Below are 16,809 nucleotides of genomic sequence, written 5' to 3'. Positions count from 1 at the left end.
CCTCGATGGGGTGGGTCAGTCGTCCTGGGCGGGGTCGGTCACGAAGTCGATCAGCCGCTCGACCGGGCCGAGGAGCTCCGGTTCGAGATCGGCGTAGGTGGTGACCGATCCGAGGATGCGGCGCCAGGCCTCCGCGGGATCGACCCCCCATCCGAGGGCGGCGATGACGCCCTCCTTCCACGGCAGGCCGCGCGGAACCCGGGGCCAGGCGGCGATCCTCAGCGCCGACGGTTTGACGGCCTGCCAGACGTCCACGAACGGGTGCCCGGCGACCAGCACGTGGGGCGAGGAGACCTCGGCCGCTATCCGGCTCTCCTTGGACCCGGCGACCAGATGGTCGACGAGCACACCGAGACGACGCTCAGGGCCGGGCCCGAACTCCGCGACGATCTCGGGGAGGTGGTCGACGCCCTCGAGGTACTCGACCACGACGCCCTCGACGCGCAGGTCGTGTCCCCAGACCTTCTCGACCAGCGCGGCGTCGTGCACGCCCTCCACGTAGATCCGGCTCTCCCTGGCGACCCGGGCCCGCAGGCCCTCGACCGCGATGGAGCCGGAGGCGCTGCGCCGTGGCCCCTGGGGCCCCTGGGGCCCCTGGGGTCCCCGGGAGCCCGGAGACGCGGCGGCGGGCCGTACCAGGGTCACCGTCCTGCCTTCGAGGAGGAACGCGGCCGGGTCGAGCGGGAACAGGCGCCGCCGCCCGAAGCGGTCCTCCAGGGTGACGGCCTCCTTGTCGCAGGCGACCACGGCGCCGCAGAAGCCGCTCTCGGCGTCCTCGACGACCAGGTCGGGCTCGGCGGGGACCTGGGGGATCTTCCCCTTGAGGGGACGACGCCAGTTTCCCGCCAGCACGTCACGCTCGTACATCACCGGCCGTCAGCCACCTCTCGCAGGGGATCACGTGGGACGGTAGCAAAGAGCGGGCCTCACCTGCCGTAGGCTCCAGGCTGTCCCCACTGGGCCGCCGCGGCCGCGGCCTGGCGCTTGCGGGCGCCGCTGCGCTTGACCAGCACGACGATCGTCACGATGACGGCCAGCAGGAACCCGATCCCCGGCACGCCGAACAGCATCAGCGTGCCGCTGATCACCGAGTCGGCCACGATCTCCTTGCCCACGCCGAACTTGGCGTCGACCCCGCCCGAGGTGGTGCAGGTGATCGGGTAGTCGCCCGCCTTGTCCACCCCGATCCGCAGGGCGAGCTCCCACAGCTGCCCGTCGGCGGTGACGGTCTGCTGGAAGCTCGGCCGCTGGAGCTTGACGGTTCCCGGGGCGCCCTCGATCTGGCACTCGAAGTTCGTGCCCTTGGCCGCGGCGACGTAGATGGCGGGCTTGTTCGCCGGGTCGATGCTGACGGTCGTCTTCTGGTCGGGGCCGAAGGAGGAGGTCGGGGCGGCTTCGGTGACCGCGTTGAAGAGACCGCCCGCGAAACCGACGAAGCCAATGATCACGCTCAGCACGAAGAGCAGCCACACGCCGACGATCCAGCCGACGCTGGGCTTCACCTTCGGCGGCGGGCCCTGGGGGGCGCCGTATCCCGGGGGCGGGTAGCCGAAGGAGGGGCCGCCCTGCTGGTACTGCTGTTGCTGCTGGTGGGGCTGGCCGTACGGCTGCTGGGGGGTGCCGTAACCCGAAGGGGATCCGAAATCATTGGACATATACCTAATTGTGGCCCTTACCACTTGGATAGCGATAGCAGCTGACTTGACAATGGCTTGCTCCAGGACCCGCTCCCGCCCATCCTGGTGCCGTGTTATCGCACCCCCCGGGCTGGAGCCGTACACTTGGCACTCGGGAACACCGAGTGCCAGACCTGGCGTTTCCCGTCCGAGCGCAGGTAGGAGGTGAGCACGTTGGTTGACGACCGCAAGCTGGCGGTCCTACGCGCCATCGTCGAGGACTACGTGTCCACCAATGAGCCGGTCGGCTCGAAGGCTCTCGCGGAGCGTCACAACCTGGGTGTGTCCCCCGCGACCATCCGCAACGACATGGCGGTGCTGGAGGAGCAGGGCTACATCGCCCAGCCCCACACCAGCGCGGGCCGGGTGCCGACGGACAAGGGCTACCGGCTGTTCGTCGACCGCCTCTCCCAGGTGAAGCCGCTGTCCGGCGCGGAGAGGAGGGCCATCGAGAGCTTCCTCGCGGGCGCCGTCGACCTCGACGACGTCGTGATGCGCACGGTACGGCTGCTGGCCCAGCTGACCCGTCAGGTCGCCGTGGTCCAGTACCCCACGATCTCCAACTCCAAGGTCCGCCACGTCGAGCTGGTCCCGCTGAACGAGCACCGCCTGATGTTCGTGCTCATCACCAACACCGGGCGGGTCGAGCAGCGCGTGGTGGAGCTGCAGGAGGTCATCGACGACAACCGCGTGGCGCACCTGCGCGCGGTGCTCAACGCCTGCCTGGACGGCTGCGGGCTGGCCAGTGTTCCCGACATGGTCGCCGACCTGCCAGAACGGCTGCCCGCCGAGGACAGGCCCGTCGCGGCCACCATCCTTTCGGTCCTGCTTGAGTCCCTTGTGGACCGGCATGATGAGAAGATCGTTTTCGCCGGGGCCGCCAATCTCGCGGGGGCCGACTTCACCGTCGGGCTCCGCGACGTGCTGGAGGCCCTGGAGGAGCAGGTGGTGCTCATGCGCCTGCTCGGTGAGACCTCGGACCTGTCGGCGCTGACGGTGCGCATCGGCTCGGAGAACCCCTACACGGGTCTCCAGGGCACATCCATCGTCGCCGCCGGATACGGTTCGGGTGGCAAGCAACTGGCCCGGCTCGGTGTGCTGGGTCCGACACGTATGGACTACCCGGTCACGATGGGCGCGGTGCGCGCGGTGGCACGCTACGTCAGCCAGATCCTGGCTGCATCCTAAGAGGTCAACTAAGTGGCTACTAAGAGTGACTACTACGGCACCCTGGGGGTGCGGCGCGACGCCAGCGCGGAGGAGATCAAGAAGGCCTACCGCCGCCTGGCCAGGGAGCTGCATCCCGATGTGAACCCCGACCCTGAGACCCAGGAGCGGTTCAAGGACATCACCCAGGCCTACGAGGTGCTGTCCGACCCCAACAAGCGTCAGATGTACGACATGGGCGCCGACCCGTTCTCCTCGGGCGGCGCGGGCGCCGGAGGCTTCGGCGCCGGCTTCCCCTTCAGCGACATCATGGACGCCTTCTTCGGCGCGGCGGGCGGCGGCGCGGGGCGCGGTCCCCGCTCGCGGGCCCGCAGGGGCCGCAACGCCACCATCAGGGTCGAGCTCGACCTGCGGGAGGCGGCCTTCGGCACGACCCGCGAGCTGGTGGTCGACACCGCGATCCTGTGCGAGGTCTGCACCGGCTCCGGTGCGGCGGCGGGCACCCACCCCGACACCTGTGACGTCTGCCACGGGCGCGGCGAGGTCTCCCAGGTCACCCGGTCCTTCCTCGGCCAGGTCATGACCTCCCGTCCCTGCCCGCAGTGCGGCGGGTTCGGTTCGATCATCCGCAACCCCTGCCAGGAGTGCTCCGGCGACGGCCGGGTCCGCACCCGGCGGACCATCAAGGTCCGCATCCCCGCGGGCGTCGAGGACGGCACCCACATCCAGCTCGCCGGCGAGGGCGAGATCGGTCCCGGCGGCGGCCCGCCCGGTGACCTGTTCCTGGAGATCGTCGAGCGCCCCCACGAGACGTTCGAGCGCCGCGGCGACGACCTGCACTGCACCGTGCAGATCCCGATGACCGCCGCCGCGCTCGGCACGATCCTGACGCTGGAGACACTCGACGGCGCCGAGGAGCTGGACGTCCGCCCCGGCACCCAGTCCGGGCAGACCATCCCGCTGTACGGCAAGGGCATCCAGCGCCTCAACGAGACCGGCAGGGGAGACCTGCTGATCCACGTCAACGTCGAGACTCCCGCCCGTCTCGACCAGGCTCAGGAGGAGCTCCTGCGCGAGCTGGCCAGGCTCCGCGGCGAGGAACGCCCGCCCGGCAAGTTCGCCCCCGGCCAGCAGGGCTTCTTCTCCCGCCTGCGGGACGCCTTCAATGGCCGCTGATCCAGCGGGCGCCCGCGGGGCCTGTGAGGGCCGATGACGGTTCCGGTCTTCCTGGCGGAGCCGGGTGACCTGGCCCGGCGGGAGTTCGTCTTCGGCGGCCCCGAGGGCCGCCACGCGGCTGCCGTACGGCGGCTGCGGACGGGGGAGCGGCTCGACCTCACCGACGGCGCGGGGGCGGTCGCCGAGTGCGTCGTGCTCGACGCGGGCAAGGACTCGCTCCGGGTGGAGGTGCTGCGCCGCTACGAGGTCGTGCCGCCGCGCCCCCGCCTGGTCGTCGTGCAGGGCCTGCCCAAGGGCGACAGGGGAGAGCTGGCCGTCGAGATGATGACCGAGGCCGGGGTCGACGTGATCGTCCCCTGGTCCGCCGCCAGGTGCGTCACCCAGTGGAAGGGCGAGCGCGCGGCCAAGTCCCTGGCCCGCTGGCGCTCGACCGCGCGGGAGGCGGGCAAGCAGTCCCGGCGCTTCCTGCTGCCCGAGGTGACCGAACCCGCGACGACCTCCCGGGTCGCCGCCCTGCTGGCGGAGGCCGCGCTCGGCGTCGTGCTGCACGAGGAGGCCGCCACGCCGCTGTCCACCCTTCCCCTGCCCGCAGGGGACGACGGCGACATCGGAGACATCGTCGTGGTCGTCGGTCCCGAGGGCGGCGTCACCGAGGAGGAGATCGCCGCCTTCCGTGAGGCGGGGGCGGTGGCCGCGCTGCTCGGGCCCACGGTGCTGCGCACCTCGACGGCGGGCGTCGCCGCCGCGGCAGTGCTACAGACCCGTACCGGCCGCTGGTGACGGGGCTCGCCGGGGCGCGAACGCCTCAGGGACGGGCCGCGGGGGCGGGAGAGGAGTCCGTCTGCACCGGGGTCCGCTGGGGGTCCTGAGGGCACTCGTCGGCCGCGCAGGGAGCCTCGGAGGGGCCACCCGTCTCCGAGGGCTCCGGCGGGGCCGGGGTCTCGGTCGGCTCCCCACACCCCTTCTGCGTCTCCTCGGGCTCGACCGTGGTGCCGGGAGAGGTCGTCCCGCAGGTCGGCGACGGTGACGGCTTGGGAGTCCTGGACGGCTTCGCCGACGGCTTCGGGCTCGGCGTCCCCGACTTCGAGGCCACCGGAGGCGTGGGAGGCGTGACGCCGGGCTTGGCCGGGGCGGGGGACGGCCCGGCGGTCCGCAGTGGAGGCCGCGACGTCGCGGACATCTCCGGGCTCGTCGGCACGGTGAAGTTGACCTCGTTGCTGTGGACCTGCTTCGTGTCGTGACGGAACTGCGGCACGACCACCACGACCGCCGCCGCGACGAGGACGGCCCCGGCGACGGAGGCTCCGGCGCGCCACCACATCAGCCCGCGGAGCCCGCGTCGCTCTATGCGGGCGCGGATGATCTCCAGACCGTCCGGGGAGGGAACGACCGAGTTCGCCTCCGCGCTCAGGGCACGGCGGAGAAGCTCGCCGTACTCGTCGTCGGGGGAGTCGGTCATGACAGTTGCTCCAGTGAGGTTCGTAGGGCGGCCATGCCGCGAGCCGTGTGACTCTTGACCGCGCCTTTGCTGATGCCCATCGCGTGGGCGATCTGCGCTTCCGACAGGTCACCGTAGTACCGCAGGACCAGGGCCTCCCGCTGCCGGGCGGGCAGGCCGCGAAGCGCCTCGATGACGGCGGACCTCTCCAGTTCGCCGATGGCGCCGTTCTCGGCGCTCGGCGCGTCGGGCAGGCCCTTCGGGGCGTACTTCTCAACGACCGCCCGGTGCCGCAGCACGGAGCGTGATCTGTTGACGACCGATTGGCGCAGGTAGGCGAGTGCCTTGTCGGTGTCACGCAGGCGGCGCCAGGCGCCGTGGATGGCGACGAACGCGTCCTGCACGACTTCCTCCGCGGTTGCCATGTCGCGGACGAGCAAAACTGCGAGACGCACAAGAGACCGATAATGCGCGCTGTAGAGCGCGGTCACGGCCATGTCGGCGTCCCAACCGACGGGCACCGCCCCCAGCGACCTGTCGGCCACGAGGGTCTCGGTGGTCACATCAGTGGGACGCTCGGCCTTCCCAGAGGGTTTACGCTCTGCCGGTTCATTAGGGGGCATGACCCAGTCGTGTCCTCGCCAGGCGGCCACATCGTGCTAATCGCATGGGCTGTCGTTGTTGAAGTTTTGCACACTTACCTTAGCTGGGCGGATCTTTGTTCGCTGACGATGTGCCATCACCGATTGACAACGGCGCGGGGAGTGGGGAAGGGGCTTCACGAGACGGCAGGGGGATAGGGTGCCCGCATGGTGAGTGAAGCCGACTGCCTGTTCTGCAGGATCGTGGCCGGGGAGATTCCCGCGGACGTCGTCCACGAGACCGAGCGGACCCTGGCCTTCAGAGACGTCAACCCCCAGGCGCCGACCCATGTCCTGGTGGTTCCCAAGGACCACTACCAGGACGCGGCGGCGCTGGCCGCGGCCGACCACGGGCTCGCCGACGAGGTGCTCAGGACGGCGCACACGGTGGCCGAGCAGGAGGGGGTCGCGGAGCCCGGATACCGCATCGTGTTCAACACCGGTCCCGGGGCGGGACAGACCGTTTTCCACGTACACGGGCACGTGCTCGGCGGACGCGGCCTGACCTGGCCGCCCGGGTGAAAACGGGAAAGCGCGATCGGGTCGAACACGGATACGATGGCGGGGAAGTCTGAACCCGATATCTGGAGGCGAACAGGCCGAAAGGCCCGCCTATGTCCGAGACAAACGATTCCAGCAGAACGTCCCAGCCCAAGGCCAAGGGCCCCAGTAGGACCCAGGCAAAGGTGGTGATTCCGGACGACCATTCGATGGTGAGCCTGCTGGGCTCGCGTGACGAGCTGCTGCGGGTCGTCGAGGGCGCCTTCCGCGCCGACATCCACGTCCGGGGCAACGAGATCACCATCACCGGCAGCCCCGAGGAGAGCAGCGTCGTGGTGCGCCTGTTCGAGGAGCTGGCCGAACTCGTCCGAGGGGGCGCGGAACTCACACCCGACGCGGTCGAGCGCAGCATCGCGATGCTGCGCATGAGCTCGGACCGCCCGGCGGAGGTGCTCTCCCTCGACATCATCTCCTCGCGGGGCCGGACGATCCGTCCCAAGACGGTGAACCAGAAGCGCTACGTCGACGCGATCGACCGGCACACCATCGTCTTCGGCATCGGCCCCGCCGGCACCGGCAAGACCTACCTGGCGATGGCCAAGGCGGTCAGGGCGCTGCAGGAGAAGAAGGTCAACCGGATCATCCTCACCCGTCCGGCGGTCGAGGCGGGCGAACGGCTCGGCTTCCTGCCCGGCACGCTCTACGAGAAGATCGACCCCTACCTGCGCCCGCTCTACGACGCGCTGCACGACATGGTCGACCCCGACTCGATCCCCCGGCTGATGGCCGCGGGCACGATCGAGGTCGCCCCGCTGGCCTACATGCGCGGCCGTACGCTCAACGACGCCTTCATCATTCTCGACGAGGCGCAGAACACCTCGCCCGAGCAGATGAAGATGTTCCTGACGCGTCTGGGGTTCAACTCGAAGATCGTCGTCACGGGTGACGTCACCCAGGTCGACCTGCCCGGCGGCACGCAGAGCGGCCTGAAGGTGGTCCAGGAGATCCTCGACGGCATCCCCGACATTCACTTCAGCCGTCTGACCAGCTCCGACGTCGTACGGCACAGGCTGGTCAGCGACATCGTCGACGCCTACGGGCGTTACGACGAGCTGCGACGTGACGAGCCGCAGCCGATCAAGGGCGTGGTGAAGCGTCCCAGGGGAAGAACGGTGAGCGACCGATGAGCATCGAGGTCAACAACGAGTCCGGTGTCGAGATCGACGAGGGGCTCATCGTCTCGCTGGCCGGGCACGTGCTGGAGCGGATGGACATCAACCCGCTCGCCGAGCTGTCCATCCTCGTCGTGGACGAGGAGGCCATGTCGGTGCTGCACGAGCAGTGGATGGGCGAGCCCGGGCCGACGGACGTGCTCGCCTTCCCGATGGACGAGCTGCGCCCCGGTCCCGGCAGCGGCGCCCGCCAGGAGGGCGACGCCCCGGCCGACCCGGCGCTCCTGGGCGATGTGGTGCTGTGCCCGCAGGTGGCGGCCAAGCAGGCCGCCGAGGCGGGGCACAGCACGGAGGCCGAGCTTGAGCTGCTGTGCACGCACGGCATCCTCCACCTGCTCGGCTACGACCACGCCGAGCCCGAGGAGCACAAGGAGATGTTCGGCCTGCAGGGCGAGCTTCTCGAATCGTGGCGGAAGGTGCGCCCCCAGCGGTGAACTTCGCCAACGGGTGGTTGCTCTCGGCCGTCGTCCTCGTCGTGGTCGGCGGCCTGATCGCCAGTGCGGAGACGGCTCTCACCCGCATCTCGCGGGTGCGGGCCGAGGAGTTCGTGCGTGAGGGCCGCCGGGGCGCGAAGCGCCTGCAGGCGATCGTCGCCGACCCGCCGCGCTACCTCAACCTGCTGCTCCTGCTGCGCCTGAGCTGCGAACTGGTCGCCACGGTGATCGCCACGCTGCTCTTCATCGATCTGCTCGGCGACGAGGGCGGGGCGTACGCCGCCGCGGCGGCCGTCATGATCGTGATCAGCTACGTGATCGTCGGGGTCTCCCCGCGCACCCTCGGCCGTCAGCACGCCGAACCGATCGCCCTGGCCAGCGCCCCTCTCGTGTACGGCCTGACCAGGATCTTCGGTCCCCTGCCCAAGCTGCTCATCCTGATCGGCAACGCCGTGACGCCCGGCAAGGGCTTCAGGGAGGGGCCGTTCACCTCAGAGGCCGAGCTGCGCGACCTGGTCGACCTGGCCGAGGAACGCAGGGTCATCGAGCCGGACGAGCGGGAGATGATCCACTCGGTCTTCGAGCTCGGCGACACCCTGGTGCGCGAGGTCATGGTGCCCCGTACCGACATGGTCTTCATCGAGCGCGCCAAGACCCTGAACCAGGCGCTTTCGCTCGCCCTGCGCAGCGGTTTCTCCCGCATCCCCGTCGTCGGGGAGAACGAGGACGACGTCATCGGGATCGCCTACCTCAAGGACGTCGTGCGCCGCCTGCAGGAGACCGGGGAGCAGAGCCGCTCGGAGCAGATCGACACGATCATGCGCCCGGCCTCCTACGTGCCGGAGAGCAAGCCGATCGACGAGCTCCTGCGCGAGATGCAGGCCCGTCAGATCCACCAGGCCATCGTCATCGACGAGTACGGCGGGACGGCCGGTCTGGTCACCATCGAGGACATCCTGGAGGAGATCGTCGGCGAGATAACCGACGAGTACGACCAGGAGGCGCCCAGGATCGAGTCACTGGACGACGGCTCCGTACGGGTGACCGCCCGGCTGCCCGTGGGTGACCTGGCCGACCTGTTCGACGTCGAACTTGAGGTGGACGACGTCGAGACCGTGGGCGGCCTGCTGGCGCACGCCCTCGGCCGGGTGCCGATCGCGGGCTCGGAGGCCGTGGTCGAGGGGCTCAGCCTGACGGCCGAGAGCCTCGCGGGCCGTCGCAACCGGATCGGCACGGTCCTCGTCCGGCGGGTCGCCCCCGCCGAGCCCGGCTCCGTGGAGGCCTCGGCGGGACACGACTGACCCCGCGGAAAGCGGCTTTCAAGCGGGCCGCAAGCGTCCTGCAACCGGGGCCGGGCACTGTGTTCTCACGGCGCCGCTCACGCGGAGCCGATGGGGGCCGGCACCGTGAGGGGTTCGCGGGGCCGGGACGAAAAACACGGGGGAAAGGCACGAGAGGCTCCGGCAGACAGTCTCTCGTCGCTCGCTGAAGGGTGTTCTCAACCGCATGGGGTGGTTGAGGGCACCCTTAGGCGTTTCTTGGCGATTGCCGCTTTTGGTGACAGGGAAGAAAGCGGATCGGCGGGGACAAGACATCTCGCATGTGACATCGGGGGATGAGTCATGACGCGGGGGATTCAGGTTGTTATTGCGGTCACTATCTGCGGAGCGCTGGCCGTGGGGGCGGCCGCGTGCGGTGGCGGGGCGGCGCGGGACGCCTCAGCGGGGGGCGACTCCCGGGCCGAGCTCACGAGGCTGCGGGGACTGCTGCGGGAAGGAGCGTCGCACCTTCCCGACGGCTTCTCCGCCAGGCCACGCGACGGGTGGGTGCCGCCGTTCAGGGCGGTCAACCAGGACTGCAGACTCCTGCTCGACACGGCAGCAGGCGCAGGAACCGGTCCCGGCGGGGCACGGGTGGCCGCGACCTACCCGGGCGACAGGCTGGGCGAGCTGGCGGGGGTCAGCATGGCCTCCTACGCCGGGCAGGGCGCCGAACTGCGCTTCGCGGAGCTGACCCGGGCACTGGACGGCTGCAGGGTGGCCAGGAACTCCCTGGCGGGCAGAGGAACCGTGCTCCGGGTCTCCCGGTTGCGGCTGGGCGACACCGGGGCCGAGGTCCAGGCCAGGCGGCTGCGGGGCAGGCTCAACGGCTACCCCTACGAGATGCACGTCGTCTTCGCCCTCACGGGAAACACCCTGGTCTCCCTGGTGCACACCGGCGTCGCGGGCGTCGACGCGGGCCGTACCGGGCGGCTCACCCGGTCGCTCGTCGGCGGCGCGGCCTCGTGAACGGTCCCGCCGGGCGCGCGGGCCGGTCGTGCCTCGCCTCCCGGGGCTGAATACCCTTGTGCCGTGAGTGACACGACCCTCGACCCAGAGGACAACAAGATCATCGTGCTGGCCCGCTCCATCCGCGCCCGTAACGGCGCGGCCGAGGGGGCGGCCGTACGCGACGAGACGGGACGGACCTACTCGGCGACCAACGTGGCGCTGCCGTCACTGCGGTTGTCGGCGCTCCAGGTGGCCGTGGCGATGGCCGTCTCCAGCGGGGCCGAGGCCCTGGAGGCGGCGGCTCTGGTCACGGCGGCGGACGGCCCGGCGGAGGCGGACGTGCTCGTGGTCCGCGATCTGGGCGGGGAACGGCTCCTGGTCGCCGGTCCCGACGGAACGTTGCGTCAGAGCTGACCGTTCCATCGGGGACAATGGTTGGCGTGAGTTCCTCAGCTGCTGATTTCCGTGCCGGTTTCGCCTGCTTCGTCGGCAGGCCCAATGTCGGCAAATCCACGCTGATGAACGCGTTGGTCGGCACGAAGGTGGCGATCACCTCCTCCAAGCCGCAGACCACTCGCAGGGCCATCAGGGGCATCGTGCACCGGCCCGACGCTCAGCTCGTCATCGTGGACACCCCCGGCCTGCACCGGCCCAGGACGCTGCTGGGCGAGCGGCTGGACAGCCTGGTGCTGTCCACCCTCACCGAGGTCGACGTGATCGGCTTCTGTGTGCCCGCCAACGAGCCCGTCGGCAAGGGAGACCGGTTCATCGCCGAGAAGCTCGCCGCCGTCAGGAAGACCCCGGTCGTCGCCGTGGTGACCAAGTGCGACCTGGCCACCCGCGAGCAGATCGCCGCCCAGCTGCTCGCGGTCTCCCAGCTCGCCGAGTTCGCGGAGATCGTCCCGGTCTCCGCGGCGTCGGGCGAGCAGCTGGACGTGGTCGCGGACGTGCTGATCGACCGGCTTCCCGAGAGCCCGCCGCTGTACGAGGGGGGGCAGCTCACCGACGAGCCGGAGCAGGTGCTCGTGGGCGAGCTGATCCGGGAGGCCGCGCTTGAGGGGGTCAGGGACGAGCTGCCGCACTCGATCGCGGTCGTCGTCGACGAGATGCTGCCCCGTGAGGGCCGTGACGACCTGCTCGACATCTACGCGCACATGTTCGTCGAGCGCCCGTCGCAGAAGGCCATCGTGATCGGCCACAAGGGGACGCGCCTGAAGGAGGTCGGCAGCCGGGCCCGTAAGCAGATCGAGGCGTTGCTCGGCAGCCGGGTCTACCTCGACCTGCGCATCAGCGTCGCCAAGGACTGGCAGCGCGACCCCAAACAGCTGCGCCGTCTCGGCTTCTACGACTGAGCGTCTTCTTCACGGTCCGGAGTACGGCCGGTTTTCCCGGCCCGCGGGCCTCTCCCGGGTTTCGCCGTGCGCCGGACGCCGTCGGAAACGCCTGCGGGTGAAAGGGCGGCCGGGAGAGCCAAAAAGGGTTTTCCACGGCCGATGACCTGGTCTTGTGGTGTTTTTTCGGGACCACTGATTCGGCGATCCTGACCGGCCGGCGGGCCTTCCTGAAACCGGGGGGCATTGCCGGAGGTTTTCGCCGGTGTTTTCCCGGTACTCCGTTCGATCTCGTCTTGGTGAAGGCCCTCCTGAATCCGGGAACCCCGGCGTAGCCTTCGGGGTAAAGAGGAGGTCAAGGGCGCAGTGACCGAGAAACCCGCGCGGGGGCAGGAGCCACCCGAGCCCGAGCCCGAGCTCGATCGGCCCGAGCCGGAACGGCCGGCGGAGCCCGAACCGCCCGGGACGCCCGAGCCGTTCGAGGAACCGCCCCCCGCCACGGAGCGCTACGTTCCCCAGCCCGTCCCGCCGGAGCTCGGCGGCTCGACGGGCAGAGGGCGCAGGGTGCGGCGCTTCCGGCTGACCGCCTGGATCGCGCTGGTCCTGGCGGCCGTCGTGGTCGGCGCCTCGGTCCTGTGGGTCAACGGACCGCCGACGGAGGCCGAGCTGCGGGAGAAGGCGGGCCTGTTCGGCAAGGAGACCCTGCGGATCGGCGTCAAGGACGACACCCCGGGCATCGCGCTGCAGGACAGGAGCGGCGCACGCGTCTTCAGGGGCTTCGACATCGACATCGCGTACATGATCGCCGCGGATCTGGGCTATCCGAAGGACAGGGTCGCCTTCATGGCCATCGAGACCGAGGACAGGGCCCGTATGCAGGCTCGTGACAAGGACGGCCTGTTCGTCAGGGTCGACCTCGTGGTCGCCACCTTCAGCGTGACGCCCGAGCGGCAGAGGGACCCCTCAGTCGGCTTCTCCACCCCCTACCTCTACACCGAGCAGTCCGTGGTGACCAGGTCCGACTACGAGGGGAAGGTCACCTCGCTGGGGCAGTTGAGGGGCAAGAAGGTCTGCACGCTCGGCACCTCGACCTCGGAGGTCGAACTGGAGCGGGCGACCAGGGCGGACGTCACCGCGAAGAACCGGATCAGCGACTGCATCGAGGGACTGAAGAACGGGGAGTACGACGCGGTGACGACCGACGCGGCCATCCTGGCGGGGTTCGTCAAGGAGTCGGCCGGAGAGCTGGTCCACCACGACATCGCGCTGGAGAAGACCGAGATGTGGGCGGTCAACGCGGGCCCGAACGCCGCGCTGCGCGACCTGGTCAACCTCGCCCTCTACCGGTCCTACGCCGACCCGCAGAACCACGGCTGGGAGGACGCCTACAAGGACAACATCGAACCGATGCTCGCCGCCAGCCGCGACGTCAACGTGGCCCAGTCCGAGCAGCCGTGTGTACTTCCCCCGCCGATCCGCAGGTGGCCGTGGGAGCGGGGCCTGGCCGCGGCCCAGGAGTGTCTCTCCCGGTGAAACGCCCCCGGCGAGTCATGGCCACGCCGAGGAACCAGGAATGGCTGCTCGCGCTGCTGCCGGTCTTCCCCGTCGTCCTGCTGGTGCTGCGGCTGTGGTATGCCAGCAGGCAGGACACCCAGACGCTGCTCCTCCTCGTGCAGAGCATCAGTCCACTGGGCATGCTGACCGCCGTCCTGCTCACGAGCGTGTGGGTGCTGCCCGCGCTCATCCTGGGCGGCAGGGTGCTGGGCACCCTCTACTGGATCAGCGCGCGCCGTTCCTCGTGGCTGGTGCGCACCGCGCAGCGGCTTCCCAGCTGGGTGGTCGTCCTGGCCGTCGTGGTCGGCCTGTTCTCCTGGCAGCTGCGCTTCCTGCCGACGCTGGTGATGCTGGCACTGGCCGCGGCGGGTCTCACGGTCCGCGACCGGTTCCCGCACCACGAGGGGTTGCGCACCGCCTTCTGCTACGCGCTGCCGCTGATGATCGCGCTGCTGTCCTACGTGGTGCTGTGGCCCGCGATCGTCACGGCCTTCACCATCCACGACGTGCCGACCGCGATCCTGCTGACGCTTCCGCCGGGGGTCTCGGTGCTGCTCACCGGGCCCGTCCCCCTGATCGCCGCGCGGACGCTCACCCACGGCATCGCCATCGCCATCGCGGTCTTCGCGCCGTTCCTGATCGGGGTGGTCGTGATGCGGGCGCCGATCCTGCCGCTGACCGCGCTGCAGATCGAGGAGGAGGGCAAGCCCCGGGTGCTCGTCGGCTACCTGGTCGCGGGCGACGACCGGATGTTCACCGTCCTCGGGCGGGAGGGCGCCGTGAGCTTCGTCCGCAACGACGAGCTCAAGTCCAGGGTGCTGTGCCCCGATCCGGGCGAGGTGCCCAGGACCCAGGTCAACCTGTACGGCTGGTACGTGGAGCAGAACATGGCCTCCTGGATCGCCCCGTCCCGGCCCATGCTCCCCGTCGACTCCCGCTGCCAGGGAAGGCCACTCGGCTGAGGACCCTCGGGCCGGTCCGCGCTACTGGCGGTACTCCTCGACCTCCCGCACCGGGCGCGGGGCCGCCGAGTCGGGGTCCTCGCCGAACTCCCTGTGCGCCCTGCGCTGCCTGAGCAGGTCCCACGCCTGGTCGAGGGCCTCCTCAAGTTCCCTGATCCGGTTGTTCTCCTCGTGTGAGGAGATGCCGCCGGAGGCCAGCCGCCGCCGCAGGCCGTGTTCCTCCGCGATCAGCTCGTGGATGTGGGCGAGGATGTCGTCGTCCTTCATGGTCGATCCCCCTGTCGTCGACAGCAGCGCCACGGTAACGCCACTGTAACCCGCGACCCTCCGCGGGCCTCCCGCCGGGCGCCGCCCAGGGGACGGGCACGGCACACGCGCCGCTCACGCCCCACACGTCCCGCGATGTGAGACCGCGTCTCAGGTATTCGCAACCGTCTGCTAACGTGCTAGGCATGCTGCGCGGGCTGCTTCTTAGCTGCCGCGACGAGGGCCTGTAACAGGCCGGCTCCCTCGTCGCGGAGCGAGCCATGCGTGTCGGCCGTGATCGTCTTTCCAGCCGAGGAGCCTCATGTATCCGCAGCAGCAGCCCAGTTCCATGCCCTTCGCGCGCTATCAGCCCTTCGACGCCGTACGACTGGACGACCGCACCTGGCCGGGGAAGGTCATCGAGCGCGCCCCCCAGTGGTGCGCCGTGGACCTGCGTGACGGCAACCAGGCGCTGATCGACCCGATGGACTCCCACCGCAAGCTCAAGATGTTCGAGCTGCTGGTGGGAATGGGCTACAAGGAGATCGAGGTCGGCTTCCCCTCCGCCTCGCAGACCGACTTCGACTTCGTCCGGCAGATCATCGAAGAGGGCCGGATCCCCGACGACGTGGTGATCCAGGTCCTCACCCAGGCCAGGGCCGAGCTGATCGAGCGGACCTTCGAGTCGCTGCGCGGCGCCAAGCAGGCCATCGTCCACCTGTACAACTCGACCTCGACGCTGCAGCGCAGGGTCGTCTTCGGCCAGGACAGGGAGGGCATCACCGCGATCGCGGTCGAGGGCGCCAAGCTGTGCAAGAAGCTCGCCGCCGAGCTGGAGGGCACCGAGATCTACTTCCAGTACTCGCCCGAGTCCTTCACCGGGACCGAGCTGGAGTACGCCGTCGAGGTCTGCAACGCCGTCAACGACGTCTGGCAGCCGACCCCGGAGCGCAAGGTCATCGTCAACCTGCCCGCGACGGTGGAGATGGCCACGCCGAACGTCTACGCCGACCAGATCGAGTGGATGCACCGCAACCTGGCCTACCGCGACTCGATCGTGCTGTCGCTGCACCCGCACAACGACCGGGGCACCGCCGTGGCCGCCGCCGAGCTGGGCTACATGGCCGGGGCCGACCGCATCGAGGGCTGCCTGTTCGGCAACGGCGAGCGCACCGGCAACGTGTGCCTGGTCACGCTGGGCATGAACCTGTTCTCGCAGGGCGTCGACCCGCAGATCGACTTCTCCGACATCGACGAGGTCCGCCGGGTCACCGAGTACTGCAACCAGCTGCCTGTCCACCCGCGCCACCCCTGGGGCGGCGAGCTGGTCTACACCGCCTTCTCCGGCTCCCACCAGGACGCCATCAAGAAGGGCCTGGAGCACATGGAGCGCGACGCCGCCGCCGCGGGCGTGCCGGTGGACGACTTCACCTGGGCGGTGCCGTACCTGCCGATCGACCCCAAGGACATCGGCCGGACCTACGAGGCGGTCATCCGGGTCAACAGCCAGTCGGGCAAGGGCGGGGTCGCCTACATCATGAAGGCCGACCACCATCTGGACCTGCCGCGCCGCCTGCAGATCGAGTTCTCCCGCGTCGTGCAGGGCCGTACCGACGAGATGGGGGGAGAGGTGAGCCCGGCCCAGATGTGGGAGGTCTTCACCGACGAGTACCTCCCCAACCCGGCCAGCCCGTGGGGGCGCCTGGGCCTGCTGGCCCACCGTACGGTCTCCAGGGGGGACGACAAGGACGCCATCGGTGCCGACCTGCGCGTCGACGGTGAGATCCGTGAGGTCGAGGGCGTCGGCAACGGCCCCATCTCGGCCTTCTGCGACGCCCTGAGCGGAATCGGGGTCCAGGTCCGTGTCCTGGACTACGCCGAGCACGCGATGAGCGCGGGAACCGACGCCAAGGCGGCCTCCTACATCGAGTGTGAGGTCGATGGACAGGCCCTGTGGGGTGTCGGCATCGACGCCAACACCACGACCGCGTCCCTGAAGGCCATCATCTCCGCGGTCAACCGCGCCGGTCGTTAGGACCTGTCCCGGGGTTTCCCGTTCGAAGAAGGACGCCCGCCCGGCGTGATCCGCCGGGCGGCGCACCCGGGAGGCCGCCGATCGGGCGGTCGCGCCCCCGTTGTTCCCGGTGTCCTCAACCTGGCCGCGTCCACGGCGAGATCCGC

18 protein-coding genes are annotated in these 16,809 nt (G+C 69.9%); 13 read left to right on the top strand and 5 right to left on the bottom strand.

Annotated elements, in window-relative coordinates; all coding sequences use genetic code 11:
* Nucleotides 1–15 precede the first annotated feature (15 nt).
* Both ABZ470_RS08315 and ABZ470_RS08310 read right to left on the bottom strand, forming a co-directional pair.
* The gene (locus ABZ470_RS08315) at nt 16–867 is read right to left on the bottom strand and encodes a DUF3097 domain-containing protein (protein WP_362910787.1); all 852 of its coding nucleotides are present in this window, start codon (nt 865–867) and stop codon (nt 16–18) included.
* A gap of 59 nt (nt 868–926) precedes the next feature.
* Nucleotides 927–1,655, bottom strand: a complete 729-nt coding sequence (locus ABZ470_RS08310) for a hypothetical protein (RefSeq protein ID WP_352008599.1) — start codon at nt 1,653–1,655, stop codon at nt 927–929.
* 195 nt (nt 1,656–1,850) lie between these two features.
* Here ABZ470_RS08310 and hrcA point away from each other — a divergent pair, with 195 nt between their 5' ends.
* The 3 genes from hrcA to ABZ470_RS08295 are packed head-to-tail and all read left to right on the top strand — an operon-like array spanning nt 1,851 to nt 4,799.
* Nucleotides 1,851–2,864, top strand: coding sequence for a heat-inducible transcriptional repressor HrcA (gene hrcA, locus ABZ470_RS08305; RefSeq protein WP_352009440.1), 1,014 nt, complete (start codon nt 1,851–1,853; stop codon nt 2,862–2,864).
* Between the two features lie 12 nt (nt 2,865–2,876).
* Nucleotides 2,877–4,019 (top strand): molecular chaperone DnaJ, encoded by a 1,143-nt coding sequence (dnaJ, locus tag ABZ470_RS08300; RefSeq protein ID WP_352008600.1) that lies wholly within the window; start codon nt 2,877–2,879, stop codon nt 4,017–4,019.
* Between the two features lie 33 nt (nt 4,020–4,052).
* On the top strand, nt 4,053–4,799 hold the full coding sequence (locus ABZ470_RS08295; protein ID WP_362910785.1) for a 16S rRNA (uracil(1498)-N(3))-methyltransferase: 747 nt from the start codon (nt 4,053–4,055) through the stop codon (nt 4,797–4,799).
* Nucleotides 4,800–4,824: 25 nt separating this feature from the next.
* Here the strand turns inward: ABZ470_RS08295 and ABZ470_RS08290 are convergent, their stop codons facing one another.
* Nucleotides 4,825–5,478, bottom strand: a complete 654-nt coding sequence (locus tag ABZ470_RS08290) for a hypothetical protein (RefSeq protein ID WP_362910783.1) — start codon at nt 5,476–5,478, stop codon at nt 4,825–4,827.
* Nucleotides 5,475–5,954: a SigE family RNA polymerase sigma factor gene (locus ABZ470_RS08285; protein ID WP_184719763.1), complete on the bottom strand. Its 480-nt coding sequence runs from the start codon at nt 5,952–5,954 to the stop codon at nt 5,475–5,477. Before ABZ470_RS08285 ends, ABZ470_RS08290 begins: the two co-directional genes overlap by 4 nt.
* 315 nt (nt 5,955–6,269) lie before the next feature.
* On the opposite strand from ABZ470_RS08285, the gene ABZ470_RS08280 reads away from it, so the two are divergent.
* The 9 genes from ABZ470_RS08280 (at nt 6,270) to ABZ470_RS08240 (ending at nt 14,382) form a co-directional block, all read left to right on the top strand.
* Complete coding sequence (locus ABZ470_RS08280) at nt 6,270–6,620, top strand: histidine triad nucleotide-binding protein (RefSeq protein WP_352009441.1); 351 nt, start codon at nt 6,270–6,272, stop codon at nt 6,618–6,620.
* Nucleotides 6,621–6,712: 92 nt separating this feature from the next.
* A complete protein-coding gene (locus ABZ470_RS08275; protein WP_352008603.1) occupies nt 6,713–7,786 on the top strand; it encodes a PhoH family protein in 1,074 nt (357 codons plus the stop codon).
* Nucleotides 7,783–8,265: an rRNA maturation RNase YbeY gene (gene ybeY, locus ABZ470_RS08270; RefSeq protein ID WP_352008604.1), complete on the top strand. Its 483-nt coding sequence runs from the start codon at nt 7,783–7,785 to the stop codon at nt 8,263–8,265. Before ABZ470_RS08275 ends, ybeY begins: the two co-directional genes overlap by 4 nt.
* On the top strand, nt 8,262–9,566 hold the full coding sequence (locus ABZ470_RS08265; RefSeq protein ID WP_362910781.1) for a hemolysin family protein: 1,305 nt from the start codon (nt 8,262–8,264) through the stop codon (nt 9,564–9,566). Before ybeY ends, ABZ470_RS08265 begins: the two co-directional genes overlap by 4 nt.
* A gap of 321 nt (nt 9,567–9,887) precedes the next feature.
* Complete coding sequence (locus ABZ470_RS08260) at nt 9,888–10,553, top strand: hypothetical protein (RefSeq protein WP_362910779.1); 666 nt, start codon at nt 9,888–9,890, stop codon at nt 10,551–10,553.
* 63 nt (nt 10,554–10,616) lie between these two features.
* On the top strand, nt 10,617–10,949 hold the full coding sequence (locus tag ABZ470_RS08255) for a cytidine deaminase (RefSeq protein ID WP_362774646.1): 333 nt from the start codon (nt 10,617–10,619) through the stop codon (nt 10,947–10,949).
* A 17-nt stretch (nt 10,950–10,966) separates the two neighbouring features.
* A complete protein-coding gene (era, locus tag ABZ470_RS08250; protein WP_352008608.1) occupies nt 10,967–11,887 on the top strand; it encodes a GTPase Era in 921 nt (306 codons plus the stop codon).
* 345 nt (nt 11,888–12,232) lie between these two features.
* Nucleotides 12,233–13,399, top strand: a complete 1,167-nt coding sequence (locus ABZ470_RS08245) for a transporter substrate-binding domain-containing protein (RefSeq protein WP_352008609.1) — start codon at nt 12,233–12,235, stop codon at nt 13,397–13,399.
* Between the two features lie 17 nt (nt 13,400–13,416).
* On the top strand, nt 13,417–14,382 hold the full coding sequence (locus ABZ470_RS08240; RefSeq protein WP_362774653.1) for a hypothetical protein: 966 nt from the start codon (nt 13,417–13,419) through the stop codon (nt 14,380–14,382).
* Nucleotides 14,383–14,403: 21 nt separating this feature from the next.
* Here ABZ470_RS08240 and ABZ470_RS08235 read toward each other — a convergent pair whose 3' ends face one another.
* On the bottom strand, nt 14,404–14,649 hold the full coding sequence (locus ABZ470_RS08235; protein ID WP_352008611.1) for a DUF2630 family protein: 246 nt from the start codon (nt 14,647–14,649) through the stop codon (nt 14,404–14,406).
* Between the two features lie 301 nt (nt 14,650–14,950).
* Between ABZ470_RS08235 and leuA the strand changes: the two genes are divergently transcribed.
* Nucleotides 14,951–16,663 carry a 2-isopropylmalate synthase gene (gene leuA / locus ABZ470_RS08230; RefSeq protein ID WP_352008612.1) on the top strand — a complete coding sequence of 571 codons (1,713 nt, stop codon included), beginning with the start codon at nt 14,951–14,953 and terminating at the stop codon, nt 16,661–16,663.
* Nucleotides 16,664–16,809: the final 146 nt, after the last annotated feature.

Source organism: Streptosporangium sp. NPDC020072, assembly GCF_040631445.1.
Lineage (GTDB): Bacteria > Actinomycetota > Actinomycetes > Streptosporangiales > Streptosporangiaceae > Streptosporangium.
The sequence above is the reverse complement of the archived record's forward strand: the minus strand, read 5'-3'. Positions and strand labels throughout refer to the sequence as shown.

Coding starts and splice junctions, on each gene's coding strand:
- ABZ470_RS08315 (WP_362910787.1), bottom strand. CDS start 867: ATGTACGAGCGTGACGTGCTGGCGGGAAACTGGCGTCGTCCCCTCAAG.
- ABZ470_RS08310 (WP_352008599.1), bottom strand. CDS start 1,655: ATGTCCAATGATTTCGGATCCCCTTCGGGTTACGGCACCCCCCAGCAG.
- ABZ470_RS08295 (WP_362910785.1), top strand. CDS start 4,053: ATGACGGTTCCGGTCTTCCTGGCGGAGCCGGGTGACCTGGCCCGGCGG.
- ABZ470_RS08290 (WP_362910783.1), bottom strand. CDS start 5,478: ATGACCGACTCCCCCGACGACGAGTACGGCGAGCTTCTCCGCCGTGCC.
- ABZ470_RS08285 (WP_184719763.1), bottom strand. CDS start 5,954: ATGGCCGTGACCGCGCTCTACAGCGCGCATTATCGGTCTCTTGTGCGT.
- ABZ470_RS08275 (WP_352008603.1), top strand. CDS start 6,713: ATGTCCGAGACAAACGATTCCAGCAGAACGTCCCAGCCCAAGGCCAAG.
- ybeY (WP_352008604.1), top strand. CDS start 7,783: ATGAGCATCGAGGTCAACAACGAGTCCGGTGTCGAGATCGACGAGGGG.
- ABZ470_RS08260 (WP_362910779.1), top strand. CDS start 9,888: ATGACGCGGGGGATTCAGGTTGTTATTGCGGTCACTATCTGCGGAGCG.
- era (WP_352008608.1), top strand. CDS start 10,967: ATGGTTGGCGTGAGTTCCTCAGCTGCTGATTTCCGTGCCGGTTTCGCC.
- ABZ470_RS08240 (WP_362774653.1), top strand. CDS start 13,417: ATGGCCACGCCGAGGAACCAGGAATGGCTGCTCGCGCTGCTGCCGGTC.
- ABZ470_RS08235 (WP_352008611.1), bottom strand. CDS start 14,649: ATGAAGGACGACGACATCCTCGCCCACATCCACGAGCTGATCGCGGAG.
- leuA (WP_352008612.1), top strand. CDS start 14,951: ATGTATCCGCAGCAGCAGCCCAGTTCCATGCCCTTCGCGCGCTATCAG.